A 13,911-nucleotide genomic window follows, 5' to 3' on the forward strand; every position below is an offset into this window, starting at 1 on the left:
CTCCCGACGGACCCGATTGCTCCGCTCCTCGTCGGGAAGACGGACCCCGTGCACCCCCACATCGAGGACTACGCGCTCATCGGCGACGAGCAGACCGCGGGTCTGGTCGGCACGGACGGTTCCGTCGACTGGCTCTGTCTGCCCCGTTTCGACTCCGCCGCCTGCTTCGCCAAGCTGCTCGGCGACGAGGACAACGGTCACTGGCGCATCGCCCCCAAGGGGGCTCAGCGCTGCACTCGGCGCGCCTACCGGCCGGACACCCTGGTCCTGGACACCGAGTGGGAGACCGCGGACGGCGCGGTCCGGGTCACCGACTTCATGCCCCAGCGCGACCGCGCCCCCGACCTCGTACGCGTCGTGGAGGGCCTGCGCGGCGAGGTCACCGTGCACAGCGTGCTGCGGCTGCGCTTCGACTACGGCTCGGTCGTGCCCTGGATGCGCCGGGCCGACGGCCACCGGGTCGCGGTCGCCGGGCCGGACTCGGCGTGGCTGCGCAGCGAACCGGAGGTGCGCAGCTGGGGGCAGGACTTCGGGACGCACGCGGAGTTCACGGTCGCCGAGGGCGAGAAGGTCGCGTTCGTCCTCACCTGGCACCCCTCGCACGAACCCCGCCCTCCGCTGATCGACCCGTTCATCGCCCTGGAGCACAGCGTCGAGGACTGGCGGGCCTGGGCCGCGCACTGCCGCTACGACGGTCCGCACCGGGACGCCGTCGTCCGCTCGCTGATCACCCTGAAGGCGCTCACCTACAAGCCCACCGGCGGCATCGTGGCCGCGCCGACCACCTCGCTGCCCGAGGAGCCGGGCGGCGTGCGCAACTGGGACTACCGCTTCTGCTGGCTGCGCGACTCCACCCTCACCCTGGGCGCCCTGCTGTCGGCCGGGTACCTGGAGGAGGCCGAGGCCTGGCGCGACTGGCTGCTGCGCGCGGTCGCGGGCAACCCGGCCGACCTGCAGATCATGTACGGCCTGGCGGGTGAGCGGCGGCTGCCGGAGTTCGAGCTGCCGTGGCTGTCCGGCTTCGCCGATTCCACGCCCGTACGGGTCGGCAACGACGCGGTGAACCAGCTCCAGCTGGACGTGTACGGCGAGGTCATGGACTCCCTGTCGCTGGCCCGGCTGGCCGGCATGCACCCGCGGCCGCAGATGTGGGAGCTGCAGTGCGCGCTGATGGACTTCCTGGCCACGGCGTGGCGCGAGCCCGACGAGGGGCTGTGGGAGGTGCGCGGCGGGCGCCGGCAGTTCGTGCACTCGAAGGTCATGACGTGGGTGGCGCTGGACCGGGCGGTGCGCACCCTGGAGAACCATCCCGAGCTGAGCGGCGGTGACCCGGACGGCTGGCGGGCGCTGCGCGACGAGGTCCACCGGGAGGTGTGCGACAAGGGCTACGACCCGGAGCGCAACACCTTCACCCAGTCCTACGGCTCGCGGGAGCTGGACGCCTCGCTGCTGCTCATCCCGCGCGTGGGGTTCCTGCCGCCGGACGACCCCCGGGTCGTGGGGACGGTCGACGCGATCGGCGCGGAGCTGTCCCGGGACGGGCTCGTGCGCCGGTACAGCACCGAGGGCGACCCGGTCGACGGGCTGCCGGGCAGCGAGGGGACCTTCCTGGTGTGCTCGTTCTGGTACGCGGACGCGTTGCACGCGACGGGCCGGACCAAGGAGGCCCGTGCGCTGTTCGAGCGGCTGGTGGGGCTCGCCAACGACGTGGGGCTGCTGGCCGAGGAGTACGACCCGGTCGCCGGCCACCAGCTCGGCAACTTCCCGCAGGCGTTCAGCCACGTCGGCCTGGTGAACACGGCCCTCGCCCTGTTCGGGGACGAAGAGGCAGGATAGGGCCATGGATCTTGGACTGAAGGACCGGGTGTACGTCGTCACCGGAGCCACCCGGGGCCTGGGCAACGCCGCCGCGCGCGAGCTGGTCGCCGACGGCGCGAAGGTGGTCGTCACGGGACGGGACGAGAAGACCGTCGCGGAGGCGGCCTCGGCGCTGGGGCCGAACGCGGTGGGCGTGGCCGCCGACAACGCCCACCCGGAGGCCGCCGGCCGGCTGATCGCGGCCGCCCGTGAGCACTTCGGCCGCTTCGACGGCGTACTGATCAGTGTGGGCGGGCCGCCGCCCGGGTTCGCCGCCGACAACACGGACGCCCAGTGGCAGGCCGCGTTCGAGTCGGTGTTCCTCGGCGCGGTGCGACTGGCCCGGACGGCGGCGGCCGAACTGGAGGGCGGCGGCGTCGTCGGCTTCGTGCTGTCGGGCTCGGTGCACGAGCCGATCCCGGGCCTGACCATCTCCAACGGCCTGCGGCCCGGCCTGGCGGGCTTCGCCAAGTCCCTCGCCGACGAACTGGGCCCGCGCGGCATCCGCGTCGTCGGCCTGCTGCCGGGCCGCATCGACACCGACCGGGTGCGCGAGCTGGACGGCATGTCCGCCGACCCCGAGGCGACGAGGGCGGCGTCCGAGTCCCGCGTCCCGCTGCGCCGCTACGGCGCCCCGGAGGAGTTCGGCCGCACGGCGGCCTTCCTGCTGTCCCCCGCGGCGTCGTACGTCACAGGCGTGATGCTGCCGGTGGACGGCGGGATGCGCCACGGGTTCTAGCTGCGCCAGGGGCCGTACGGCCCTCGCCCCGGTCGGCCGCCGCCGGCAGACTCCGCGCGGCGACGGTCGGTCCGTGGCGGTGGGCAGCCCGGAATCGTGGGGCACGGTCCCCGCTCGCGGCGGTCAGCTGACCCGCTCGGCCCCGTGCTTGACGCCTCGGAGCTGGACCTCGGCCGGGAGGGCCGCGAGGTTCGCCGAGGTGCGGGCGTGGGTCAGGGCGTGGGTGGTGAGGTCGTCCAGGGCGGTGCCGGGGTCGACGTGGGGGGCGAGGAGGAGGCGGACGCGGGCGGCCGGGGAGGCGCGGCGGCCGGTGAGCCGGACCCTGGCCCGTTCGACCCCGTCCACGCGGTCGGCCTCCTGGGCGATGACGGCCTCCAGGGCCCGGCCGCGCAGTGCCGCGCCCTCGCCGTCACCGGTGTCGACGAGCACCTCGGTGAGCCGGCGGCGGCGCACCACGGCCACGAGCCACCACAGGGCGAGCAGCAGCAGAACGGCGAGCGCGGCGATCACGACCGGCCACCACCAGCCGGCCTCCCGCCACCTGGTCCGCTCGGCGGCGCTGAGCAGCACGTCGTGCGGTCCCTGGTGCAGCCACCAGGAGGGCGCGGGGGCGCCGAACCCGATGGCCAGCACCGAGCCGCCGAGGGCGAGCAGAATCAGGCCCACCAGCCCCAGGAGCACTCGGTCGACGGTCCTGAGCACCGCCCTCACCCCTTCTTTCCGGGGCGCGCCACCCTGACGGACACGGCGGGCGGCCGGGCCAGCCCCAGCCCGCGCACCGCGTCGTCGAGCACGCCGTCCAGATCGGTCCGTACGTCGTCCAGTTCCCGGAAGTGGGACAGGGCGCGCACGCGTGCCTTGCGACGGCGCAGCCGCACGCGCGCCGCCTGCACCCCGGCGACCTCCATGGCCCGGTCGCGCAGCACCGTCGCGGCGGCGTCCCGATGGAGCCCGGCGCGTACGCCCGGCAGGGTGCGCCGCATCGGCAGCACCTTGCGCAGGCCGGGCGTGAGGGCCAGGAGGAGCAGCCAGAGCCCGAGGGCCGCTGCGACTCCCGCGCCGACCAGGACCCACGTGTCGTCGAGGGGCCGCTCGGCGAGTTGCCGGGCCAGGTCGCGGCGCCAGCCCAGGGCCGAGCGGCCGGTGCGCACGGCGACGACGTCGTAGAGGAAGGCGGCCGCGACGAGCAGGAGCAGCAGCGCGACGATGCCCGCGGGGACGCGGCGTGCCGACCAGAAGCGGCCGGCCCGTCCGTCGGCGGCGTCGGGTCCGGGCTCCGGCGGTGATTCGGCGCCGGGTGCCTTCCCCTCCGTACCGGTCTCCGCGCCGGGCTCCATGACGGGCAGCCGCCGGGTGCTGCCCTCGGTGCCCTCGGTGCCCTGGGGCTCGCTCATCGCGCCCTCCCCTGCTTCGCGCCGTACTCCGCCGCCAGGTGCAGCCGCTCCACCTGGACGGCGACCTCCGGCACCGCCATGCCCACCAACGCGCGTACCCGCTGCACGACTTGGTGACGCACCTGCCCGCAGCGGGCGCCGATGTCGCAGGGGTAGTCCAGTTCGAGGTGGACCCGGACGCGGGCGGTGTCGTGGTGGACCGCGACGGTGGCGTACGGGCGTGCCGCGTCCGGGTGGAGCGGACCGACCGCCTCGCGCGCCGCCCGCGCGGCGACCTTGGCGACGACCCGGTCGGCGATCCGCGTGGCTCCGCGCTCGCCCGGCGGTACGACGGTCGGGGGTTCGAGGAGCTCACCGGCCCCACCGCTCACGCCGGTCACCGCCGCCGGTCGTCGCGGGAGCGGAAGAAGTCGCCGAGGTCCATGTCCCCCTCCAGCAGGCGGCCCACGACGAAGCCGACGGCTCCCAGGGCCGCCACCAGCACGAAGGCCCCGAAGCCGCCGAAGTACCCGGCGAAACCCAGCGCCATGCCGGCGATCAGGCCGACCACGGCCATGCTCATGGTGCGCTCCCCTCAGTCCGCGTCCGCGTCACTTGATGTCGCTCGATGTCACTTGATCCGAGGCTCCGGCTCCTCGTCCTCCTCGTCGGGCAGTTTCACGTCACTGACCGCGATGTTGACCTCGACGACCTCGAGGCCGGTCATCCGCTCCACCGCCGCCACCACGTTCTCCCGCACGTCACGGGCGACATCCGAGATCGACACGCCGTATTCGACGACGATCTCGAGATCGAGGGCGGTCTGCTTCTCGCCGACCTCGGCCTTGACGCCGCGTGTCACCCCCGACTTGGTCCCGCCGGGCACCCGGTCGCGCACGGCGCCGAAGGTGCGGGACATGCCGCTGCCCATGGCGTGCACACCGGCGACGTCGCGTGCCGCCATTCCGGTGATCTTCTCCACGACGCCGTCGGCGATGGTGGTGCGGCCCCGCTCGCCGGGGGCTCCCCCGGCGCGCCGGACACCTTGTGCTCGCTGGGCCCCGGTCTCGGGCGTGTCCTTCTCCGTCAGGTCACTCATCGCCGCAGTCCTTTCCCGGTCCGTCCTTCTTCGACCACCGTAAGCAAGGTTGCGCGATCGCGCGCCGGGGATGCGGCAGGGTGGAGGAATGACGACGGCGGACCGGTGGGCGCGGGCGGTGCGGGAACAGTTGGGGCTCGGCAGGCTGCTGCCGCTGGGCGGACCGCGGGACGGCGCGTGGATCGCGGAGCGGGCGGTGCGCGACGTGCTGCTGGCCGCTGCCGGGGCCGTGGCGGGTGTACGTCCGGACGGTCTGCGCGTGGCACCCGCCGATCCGGGTGACGCGCGGGAACCCGTGGTGCCGGCACCGCCGAGTGCCCTGTCGCCCGGGCCGTTGCGGGTGACGGCCGACTTCGCGGCGACGGCGGCGGAGCCGCTGCCGGTGACGGCCGCCCGGCTGCGCGCCGCGCTGTCGACGGCGGCCCGCGGGCTGGGGCTGACGGTGACGGACGTGGATCTGCGGGCGACGGCCCTGCTGGATGCGGCTGCGGGGCCCGCCGAGGGACCGGCTCCGGCCCCGGATCGCGAGCCGGGGTCCGGCCGCGCCGTCAGCCGGGGGGAGGGCGACGCGGGTCGCGTGGCCGACGTGGCGCTGGCCGTCCCGGGCGTGTCCCGGCTGACTGCGGCGTTGGGCCATCCGGTGGACATGGCGGAGTTGCCGCAGGCGTCCGCCCTGCCGCGCCGTCACGTCCGGGTGGAACTGGCCGTGCACGCCGGGCACCACGCGGTGGAGGTGGCCCGGCAGGTGCGCACGGCGGTGTCCGATGCCCTGCCGGACCGCCCCTCGGTGGCGGTACTGGTGACGGCGGTCGACTGACCGGACCGGCGCACCGGCTACTTCCGTGCGCCGGTGCTCCCGGTCACTCCCCGAGACCGGCCAGGTCGCGCAGGCGGCGTCCCTGAGCGGCGCGTTCGGCGGCGCGCTGGGCCTCGTAGTCGCGGCCGACGGCGCCCTGGAGGAGCGCCTTGGTCTCGATGACGGCGTCGCGCGGCGCGGCGAGTACGGCGGAGGCCAGGTCGTGGACGGCGCCGTCGAGCTGGTCCGCGGGCACGGCGAGGTTGGCCAGGCCGGTGTTCACGGCCTCCTCGGCCATGACGAAGCGGCCCGTCGCGCAGATCTCCAGCGCGCGGGCGTAGCCGACCAGGGAAACCAGGGGGTGCGTGCCCGTCAGGTCCGGCACCAGGCCGAGGCTGGTCTCGCGCATGGCGAACTGCACGTCGTCCGCGACGACCCGCAGGTCACAGGCGAGGGCCAGCTGGAAACCCGCCCCGATGGCGTGCCCCTGCACGGCGGCGATCGACAGGATGTCGCTGCGCCGCCACCAGGTGAACGCCTCCTGGTACTCGGTGATGGTCGCGTCCAGCTCGGCGTCGCCGCCCCGGGCGAGGTCGATGAACGACGGTTCGCCGTCGAAGCCCTCGGGCGTGAACGCCTGCCGGTCGAGCCCGGCCGAGAAGGACTTGCCCTCGGCGCGCAGCACCACGACCCGGACGGAACCCGGCAGCAGCCGGCCGGCCTCGGTGAGCGCCCGCCACAGGGCGGGACTCTGCGCGTTGCGCTTGGCCGGGTTGGTCAGTGTCACCGTGGCGATCGCGTCGTCGACGGTGAGCCGCACGCCGTCCTTGTCGAGTGCGGGACCGGGGTCGTGGGCGGGCGAAGCCATGGGGCGCCTCCGAAAGGTGCGGTCGTCGTCCCCGTCGTACGCCGGCTTGCACGCCGTGCGACGACGGAGCTAAGTGACTGCACAGTAACCACCCGGACGGTCCGACGACCGACCGGGTGACCACCTTCACTTTCGGAGCCGAGGGGTCGCCCGGAGCGTCAGGCCGATGTGGCCTTCTTGCCCCGGGTAGCCCCACCACGCCCTCGGAGCGTGACGCCCGACTCACTGAGCATGCGGTGCACGAAGCCATACGAGCGGCCGGTTTCCTCGGCCAACGCCCGGATGCTTGCACCGGCGTCGTACTTCTTCTTCAGGTCTGCCGCGAGCTTGTCGCGCGCGGCGCCGGTCACCCGGCTGCCCTTCTTCAGAGTCTCGGCCACCCGTGCCTCCTCATGGGAAGTGCGCTCTGGTCTCCTCATGATCACCCCTCCCGGCCCTGATGGCCACCCATTCGGCAAGGTCGATGAGACAAGGTTGTGACGACAGGAGCGGGTCCCCACATACGGAATCCTGGATTCCAGAGGTTCGCGTCCGTACACCCGAACGGGTTTCTCCACGAAGTTCCAGGTCAGAAAGGCGTCGCGGCCGGACCCCCGGCGATGGGGGTCCGGCCGCGAAATCCGTGTAGGACACACGTCGTGATGAGGAGATCTCACACAGATGGTGGATCACGGATCGACCGAATGATCCATACCGGTGGATCATCCATTCGATCAAGCCAGGGCGACGAGATCCGCGTAGTCGGCGCCCCAGAGGTCCTCGACGCCGTCCGGAAGCAGAATGATCCGTTCCGGCTGGAGCGCCTCGACGGCGCCCTCGTCGTGGGTGACCAGGACGACCGCGCCCTTGTAGGTGCGCAGCGCGCCGAGGATCTCCTCGCGGCTGGCCGGGTCGAGGTTGTTGGTGGGCTCGTCGAGCAGCAGCACGTTGGCCGACGACACCACCAGGGTGGCGAGCGCCAGGCGGGTCTTCTCGCCGCCGGACAGGACACCGGCCGGCTTGTCGACGTCGTCGCCGGAGAACAGGAACGAGCCCAGGGTCTTGCGGACCTCGACCAGGTCCAGGTCGGGGTTGGCCGAGCGCATGTTCTCCAGGACGGTGCGCTCGGGGTCGAGGTTCTCGTGCTCCTGCGCGTAGTAACCGAGCTTGAGGCCGTGGCCCTCGATCACCTGGCCGGTGTCGGGCTTCTCGACGCCGCCGAGGAGGCGGAGCAGGGTGGTCTTGCCCGCGCCGTTGAGGCCGAGGATGACGACCCGGGAGCCCTTGTCGATGGCCAGGTCGACGTCGGTGAAGATCTCCAGGGAGCCGTACGACTTGGACAGTCCCTCGGCGGTGAGCGGGGTCTTGCCGCAGGGTGAGGGCTCGGGGAAGCGGAGCTTGGCGACCTTGTCGGACTGGCGGACCGCCTCCAGGCCGGAGAGCAGCTTGTCCGCGCGGCGGGCCATGTTCTGCGCGGCGACCGTCTTGGTGGCCTTGGCGCGCATCTTGTCGGCCTGCGAGTGCAGGGCGGCGGCCTTCTTCTCGGCGTTGGCGCGCTCGCGCTTGCGGCGCTTCTCGTCGGCCTCGCGCTGCTGCTGGTAGAGCTTCCAGCCCATGTTGTAGACGTCGATCTGGGAGCGGTTGGCGTCCAGGTAGAACACCTTGTTGACGACCGTCTCGACCAGCTCGACGTCGTGGGAGATCACGATGAAGCCGCCGCGGTAGGTCTTCAGGTAGTCGCGCAGCCAGATGATCGAGTCGGCGTCGAGGTGGTTGGTCGGCTCGTCGAGCAGCAGGGTGTCCGCGTCGGAGAACAGGATGCGGGCCAGCTCGATGCGGCGGCGCTGACCGCCGGAGAGCGTGTGCAGGGGCTGGCCGAGCACCCGGTCGGGCAGGTTCAGCGCGGCGGCGATGGTGGCGGCCTCGGCCTCGGCGGCGTATCCGCCCTTGGTGAGGAACTCGGTCTCCTGGCGCTCGTACTGCCTGAGCGCCTTGTCGCGGGTGGCGCCCTGGCCGTTGGCGATGCGCTGCTCGTTCTCGCGCATCTTGCGGATCAGTACGTCCAGGCCGCGGGCGGAGAGGATGCGGTCGCGGGCGAGCACGTCGAGGTCGCCGGTGCGCGGGTCCTGCGGGAGGTAGCCGACCTCGCCGGAGCGGGTGACGGTGCCGCCGGCGGGCTGGCCCTCGCCGGCGAGGACCTTGGTGAGGGTGGTCTTGCCCGCGCCGTTGCGGCCGACCAGGCCGATGCGGTCGCCCTTGGCGACGCGGAAGGTGGCGCTTTCGATGAGGACGCGGGCACCGGCGCGCAGCTCGATGCCGGAGGCGGAGATCACGGTCAGACTCCTGGGCGGGTGGGTGGCGGGACGGGCGGCTGGAGGACGTTCCCGCCGTCTAATGCGCGAGGAGAATGGCCATGGGGCCAGTCTAACGGGGCCGTGCAAGCACTTTTCCCGGGTCCGGCCGTCAGCGGTCCCTTGTTCGGGGCTCCCCTGTTCGGAAGCGCTGGTCCGGGCCGTTGTCAGTGGGCGGTGCCAGACTGGCCACAGGGCTGGATTCCAGGACTTCACTGGCTTCCCGGGGTCCTCGCGGCGTCCGGCCCCCGACACCGGCTCACAAGGGAGTGATCGGCATGGCAGGCATGGACGGCGGCCGTCCCAGCGTCTACCCGACGCTGCTGTACGCGGACGCCAAGGCGGCGGTCCGCCAGCTCACCCAGGCCTTCGGTTTCACGGAACTCGCCGTGTACGAGGGCGAGGACGGCTCGGTGGCCCACGCCGAACTCGCCCAGGGCAACGGCGCGATCATGCTCGGCTCGAAGGGCACCGGCAGTCGCTTCGACGAGGCGATGAAGAACGCCGGGACGACGGGGGTGTACGTCGTGGTGGACGACGTCGACGCCCACCATCGTCGGGCGGCCGAGCACGGCGCGGAGATCTTGATGCCCCCGACCGACCAGGACTACGGCTCGCGGGACTACATGGCCCGGGACCTGGAGGGGAACATCTGGAGCTTCGGCACCTACGCTCCGGAGATCCGCGCCTGAACCCGGGCCGACGCCCTCGGCCCGCCCCTCAGCCGCCTCCGGTGTGCACCTGGAACGCCGCCCGGCGCACGGCCTTGGCCAGGGCGGGGTCGGGGTGGGCGGCGGCGAGCGCGACCAGGACCTGCACCGTGCGCGGATGCCCGACCGCCCGCACCTCGTCGAGCAGGGCCGGGACGGTGGGCTGCACCGCGGACTCCAGGTGCCGCACGAGCAGCGGAGCCTCCCCGTGGTCGGCGACGGCGGCGGCGGTGTCGACCCACAGCCAGGTGGCCTCCCGGCGGGTGAGGGCGTGGTGGGCGTCCTCGGGGTCGGCGCCGTCGTGCTCGGCCAGCCACAGGAGGGCGTAGGGCCGCAGCGCCGGCTCCTCGACGACGGCGCGGACGTCGGGCTCGGCGGGGGCGCCCACGACCCGGAGCGCGTCGAAGGCGAGGCCGCGCAGCAGGGCGTCCTCGCCGCGGGCGGCACCGATCAGCTCGGCGACGGCGCTGCCGACGGGACGGGCGGCGAGCCAGGCGCGGTACTCGGCGCGGGCGGCGTTCGGGCGGAGCCGGCCGCAGCCCCGGAGCATGTCCTCGGCCGGCTGCTCGATGTTGCCGGCGGGGCTCTGCGCGGCGACGCAGATCTGCTCCAGCTTGACCCAGACCGCCCAGCTGCCGAGCGGGGTGAGCGTGGCGTGACCGTCGCCGCAGGTGAGGGCGCCGACGGAGGCGAGGGCGTGCAGGGCCCAGTCGAGGAGGGGGGCGAGGGGGGTGCCGGGGGCGGTGTCCGGGACCGGGGCGGCCTCGGCGGGCTGCGGGGTCCCCGGCTCGAGCCGGGGGCCGTAGGGCACCTCGCAGCGCTCGGTGCGCAGTTCGGTGACGCGCTGCTCCAGCAGGTCCAGGAGCTGCGCCACCGGAACGGGTCCGGCGGACAGCTGGAGGAAGGACAGCACCTGGGGCATCGCGGAGATGACCTCGGCCACGGCGGCGGGCTCCTGCCCGGCGGGCTCCGGGTGGGCGAGCGACCAGGCGTCGAAGAGGGCGACCCAGCCGCGCAGCACGGCGCTGTCGTCGCGGTTCCAGGCGCGCAGCCGCCAGCCGGGGCGGGCGCTGTCGCCGTGCACCTCGACCAGTCCGGCGAGACGGGCGGTGTCCCAGTCGGCGCGGACCTCTGCCGGGGTCAGGCCCAGCTCCCGGGCCGCGCGGTCGGCGGTCGCGTCGGAGAGGGTGGCCTTGCCGTCGGCGGTCGCGCTGCCGCTGCCGAGCGCGGTGTCGGCCCAGCGGGCGACGCGGGCGGCGTCGGCCAGGCCGGAGCGCGCCATTCTGGCCAGCTCCGACCGGGCGGGTGTGCCCTCCGGGGGCCGGGGCGCGGCGCGGCGCGGACGCCGCTGGGTCATCGCTTGGGGGGCGGCGGCCAGGGGTCGCGGGCGGACGAGTCGGAGCCTGGAGTCGCGCGGGATACGGGACGTCACGGGTGCAGTCTTCCGGTTGACCGTCCGAAAACCCAAACGGAATGCGACGCCACCCGTCCGGCACGGGGGACGTATCGGCCTGGAACGCCCTCCGGGGCACGATCAAGCCACCGGTACGGCATTAAACGGAACCGGTAGGGAGCAGGACGGGCACGGTCCCGCCGGGCCGCCCGGCACCCGTCGCCCGGGACACCGGCCGGGCGGCGCCCGGAGCGGACGGCGAGGGTCACCCGCAGTACGCGACAGGCCCGGCGGACACGCGATCACCGGCAGTACGCGACAGGCCCGGCGGATACGCGCGGCACGGACTCGGCGGAGGCACGCGTCCGGGGCGTACCCGGTACGGGGCACGGGGCCACCAGTGCACGGCAGCACCGGACCGGCCCACCGGAGGCGCCGGCGGGGAGGCCGCCCGGGGCGGGCGGCGAAGAGCCGCCGTCTGGGCCGGCGCGGTGCGCCGACGAGGCAGGGAACAGGCCCGCGGGAGGCACCGAGCAGGGGGTTCGAGGGAGTACCGGCACGGGTGCGCGCCGGAGTGCCCGGGACGGACCGCCGGAGGCGACCGGCGCGGAGACCGTCGGAGTCACACCAGCGGGGTCATGAAACGGCGCAGTGTCTCTTCGTAGTCGTCGGGGTCGGCGTTCCACATGGCGCCGTGCGGGGCGCCCTTGACGGGGTGCAGGGCGACCAGACGGGGGTGGGTGTCGGCGAGGCGGCGGGAGAGGCGCCAGGGGGAGACCGCGTCGTCGGGGCCGTGGAAGATCAGGGTCGGGACCGCCGGGCGGTAGAGGCCGGCGGTCCCCGCGTCGTGGTCGGCGTGCAGGCCGGCGCGGCCCTGGGCGGCGCGGACGGCGAGCGGCAGGAGCACGCCCGGGGTACGGCGGGCGGCGGCCAGGGCGCGCAGGGTGGTCTCCCAGCTGAGGACCGGGGAGTCGAGTACGAGCCCCGCGATGCGCTCGCGTACGCCGGAGAGCGCGGCGGTGCGCAGGGCCATGGTGGCGCCGGTGGACCAGCCGAGCAGGACGACCTGGCGGGCGCCGTGGTCGACGGCGTAGCGGACGGCCGCGTCCACGTCGCGCCACTCGGTCTCGCCGAAGTGGTGCAGGCCGTCCGGCGAGGGCGGGGCGCCGACGTCGCCGCGGTAGGCGAGGGCGAGCACCGGGACGCTGCGGCGGTGCAGGGGCGCGATGAGGTTCAGGGCGTGCTCGCGGGTGGCGGCCAGGCCGTGCACGGCGATGACCCAGGTCGGCCGGGACCCGGGCAGGAACCAGGCCGGGAGCGGCCCGAGTTCGCCGGGGACCTCGACGTCGGCGAACTCGAGGTCGAGGGCGGTGCCCGGGTTGCCGACGTACAGGTTCGGCGTGAACCAGGCGCGGTCGCCGGCCGAGAGCGTGCCGTGCGTGACGCGTTCGAGGCGGCGTACGACGGTGTCGGCGCCGTGGTCGGCCGTGCCGAGGACGGGGCCGACGACCGCGTGGGAGCCGTCGCCGGCGAGGCCGTAACGGCCGGGGCGCAGGGCGGCCAGGTCCCGGGTGAGGGTGATCTGGCCGGCGGCGGTGCCGTGCACCGTGAGCCGCGGTTCGGTGGGCAGGGGCCGGCCGGGCGGCGCCTTGAGCGCGGCGTCGCTGGCGAGCCGTCCGGCGGCGACGCTCGCCGCCCCTGCGGCCAGGGCTGCGGTGACGGCGGCGGCCGTCGCGGGGAGGATGCGCACGCCTTTCAGTTTCCCGGGGGGCCGCGGAGTAAGCCACCGGGACGGCGGGTGCGCGGGCCCGTTCGGATCAACGGGGCCGGGGCGGGGGTCAGGGCCGCTGCCCGTATCCGCGCAGCCGGTCCGCCACCTCGGCCAGCTGCTCTTCGGTCAGCAGTGACGGCGATCTGCCCGGCACCGAGGAGGCCGTCAGCCACAGGCGGCACATCCACTCCAGCTGGGCGGTGCGGTCAAACGCCTGGTCCAGGGTGGTGCCGTAGGTGAGGGTGCCGTGGTTCTGGAGCAGGCAGCCGGTGCGGTCGGTGAGGGCGTCGAGCATGTGGCGGGCCAGTGCGTCGGTGCCGTAGGGCGCGTAGGGGGCGACGCGGACGGGGCCGCCGAGCGCCGCGGTCATGTAGTGGACCGGCGGCAGCTCGGGGACGAGGAGTGAGACGGCCGTGGCGTGCACGGCGTGGGTGTGGACGACGGCGCGGGCGTCGGTGGCTCGGTAGACGGCGAGGTGCATGGGCAGTTCGCTGGTGGGGACGAGGGTGCCGAGCACCTGCCGGCCGTCGAGGTCGACGCCGGTGACGTCCCCGGGGGCCAGACGGTCGTAGGGCACACCCGAAGGGGTGACCAGCACCGTGTCGCCGACGCGCACCGAGACGTTGCCCGAGGTGCCGACCACCAGCCCGTCCGTCACCGTCCGCCGGGCCGTGGCGACGAGCGCCTCCCAGGCCTCCCTCCGGTCCCGTTCCTCTTCGGGTTCCGTTTGTCCGGCCGCCCGTCCGGCCCGCGAATACGTCACAGTCACCGTCTCCTCCCCGCCCGCTCCGGGCCCGTTTCCGGCCGCCGCCGACCGGCGTCGCGGCGATCCTGCCAGGCACGTCTCCGGAGAGCATCGGGGCGGACACGCGGAGGGAGGCGGTGGCGCCGGTTCCGGTCACCGTGGCGCCCTGCTCAGTTCATCTTCCGTTCACCATGGTTACCTACGTTCGTCCAGCCAATGACCTCGAACGA

15 protein-coding genes are annotated in these 13,911 nt (G+C 74.1%); 4 read left to right on the plus strand and 11 right to left on the minus strand.

All coding sequences use genetic code 11. From position 1 onward, the window contains the following. The first annotated feature begins 48 nt into the window (after positions 1–48). Together AMK11_RS00205 and AMK11_RS00210 are read left to right on the plus strand one after the other, a co-directional pair. Complete coding sequence (locus AMK11_RS00205) at positions 49–1,836, plus strand: glycoside hydrolase family 15 protein (protein WP_073721396.1); 1,788 nt, start codon at positions 49–51, stop codon at positions 1,834–1,836. 4 nt (positions 1,837–1,840) lie between these two features. After that, on the plus strand, positions 1,841–2,596 hold the full coding sequence (locus AMK11_RS00210; RefSeq protein ID WP_073721398.1) for an SDR family oxidoreductase: 756 nt from the start codon (positions 1,841–1,843) through the stop codon (positions 2,594–2,596). 123 nt (positions 2,597–2,719) lie between these two features. On the opposite strand, the gene amaP is transcribed toward AMK11_RS00210, so the two are convergent. From amaP to AMK11_RS00235, 5 genes are read right to left on the minus strand one after another with little or no spacing between them, the layout of a single operon-like run. Next, a complete protein-coding gene (gene amaP / locus AMK11_RS00215) occupies positions 2,720–3,307 on the minus strand; it encodes an alkaline shock response membrane anchor protein AmaP (protein WP_073721400.1) in 588 nt (195 codons plus the stop codon). Then, positions 3,304–3,990: a DUF6286 domain-containing protein gene (locus AMK11_RS00220; RefSeq protein ID WP_073721402.1), complete on the minus strand. Its 687-nt coding sequence runs from the start codon at positions 3,988–3,990 to the stop codon at positions 3,304–3,306. Before AMK11_RS00220 ends, amaP begins: the two co-directional genes overlap by 4 nt. Next, positions 3,987–4,370: a hypothetical protein gene (locus AMK11_RS00225; RefSeq protein ID WP_073721404.1), complete on the minus strand. Its 384-nt coding sequence runs from the start codon at positions 4,368–4,370 to the stop codon at positions 3,987–3,989. The genes AMK11_RS00220 and AMK11_RS00225 overlap by 4 nt, the downstream gene beginning before the upstream one ends. Further along, the gene (locus AMK11_RS00230) at positions 4,367–4,552 is read right to left on the minus strand and encodes a hypothetical protein (RefSeq protein ID WP_073721406.1); all 186 of its coding nucleotides are present in this window, start codon (positions 4,550–4,552) and stop codon (positions 4,367–4,369) included. The genes AMK11_RS00225 and AMK11_RS00230 overlap by 4 nt, the downstream gene beginning before the upstream one ends. A gap of 48 nt (positions 4,553–4,600) precedes the next feature. Next, positions 4,601–5,068 carry an Asp23/Gls24 family envelope stress response protein gene (locus tag AMK11_RS00235; RefSeq protein ID WP_073721408.1) on the minus strand — a complete coding sequence of 156 codons (468 nt, stop codon included), beginning with the start codon at positions 5,066–5,068 and terminating at the stop codon, positions 4,601–4,603. An 88-nt stretch (positions 5,069–5,156) separates the two neighbouring features. Between AMK11_RS00235 and AMK11_RS00240 the strand changes: the two genes are divergently transcribed. Further along, positions 5,157–5,885, plus strand: coding sequence for a nucleopolyhedrovirus P10 family protein (locus AMK11_RS00240; protein ID WP_073721410.1), 729 nt, complete (start codon positions 5,157–5,159; stop codon positions 5,883–5,885). Between the two features lie 43 nt (positions 5,886–5,928). Here the strand turns inward: AMK11_RS00240 and AMK11_RS00245 are convergent, their stop codons facing one another. The 3 genes from AMK11_RS00245 to AMK11_RS00255 form a co-directional block, all read right to left on the minus strand. Continuing rightward, the gene (locus AMK11_RS00245) at positions 5,929–6,732 is read right to left on the minus strand and encodes an enoyl-CoA hydratase/isomerase family protein (RefSeq protein WP_073721412.1); all 804 of its coding nucleotides are present in this window, start codon (positions 6,730–6,732) and stop codon (positions 5,929–5,931) included. Positions 6,733–6,890: 158 nt separating this feature from the next. After that, entirely contained in the window at positions 6,891–7,112 is a 222-nt protein-coding gene (locus AMK11_RS00250; RefSeq protein ID WP_003976983.1) for a helix-turn-helix domain-containing protein, read from the minus strand. Between the two features lie 333 nt (positions 7,113–7,445). Further along, positions 7,446–9,044 (minus strand): ABC-F family ATP-binding cassette domain-containing protein, encoded by a 1,599-nt coding sequence (locus tag AMK11_RS00255; protein ID WP_073721414.1) that lies wholly within the window; start codon positions 9,042–9,044, stop codon positions 7,446–7,448. Positions 9,045–9,349: 305 nt separating this feature from the next. Between AMK11_RS00255 and AMK11_RS00260 the strand changes: the two genes are divergently transcribed. Then, complete coding sequence (locus AMK11_RS00260) at positions 9,350–9,754, plus strand: VOC family protein (protein WP_073723807.1); 405 nt, start codon at positions 9,350–9,352, stop codon at positions 9,752–9,754. Positions 9,755–9,782: 28 nt separating this feature from the next. On the opposite strand, the gene AMK11_RS00265 is transcribed toward AMK11_RS00260, so the two are convergent. The 3 genes from AMK11_RS00265 to AMK11_RS00275 form a co-directional block, all read right to left on the minus strand. Further along, positions 9,783–11,204 (minus strand): hypothetical protein, encoded by a 1,422-nt coding sequence (locus tag AMK11_RS00265; RefSeq protein WP_073721416.1) that lies wholly within the window; start codon positions 11,202–11,204, stop codon positions 9,783–9,785. 583 nt (positions 11,205–11,787) lie between these two features. Then, positions 11,788–12,915, minus strand: coding sequence for an alpha/beta hydrolase family protein (locus AMK11_RS00270; protein ID WP_073721418.1), 1,128 nt, complete (start codon positions 12,913–12,915; stop codon positions 11,788–11,790). Between the two features lie 88 nt (positions 12,916–13,003). Then, complete coding sequence (locus tag AMK11_RS00275) at positions 13,004–13,699, minus strand: class II aldolase/adducin family protein (protein WP_073721420.1); 696 nt, start codon at positions 13,697–13,699, stop codon at positions 13,004–13,006. Positions 13,700–13,911 lie beyond the last annotated feature (212 nt).

The organism is Streptomyces sp. CB02414 (assembly GCF_001905385.1).
In the GTDB taxonomy this organism is placed as follows: Bacteria; Actinomycetota; Actinomycetes; order Streptomycetales; family Streptomycetaceae; genus Streptomyces.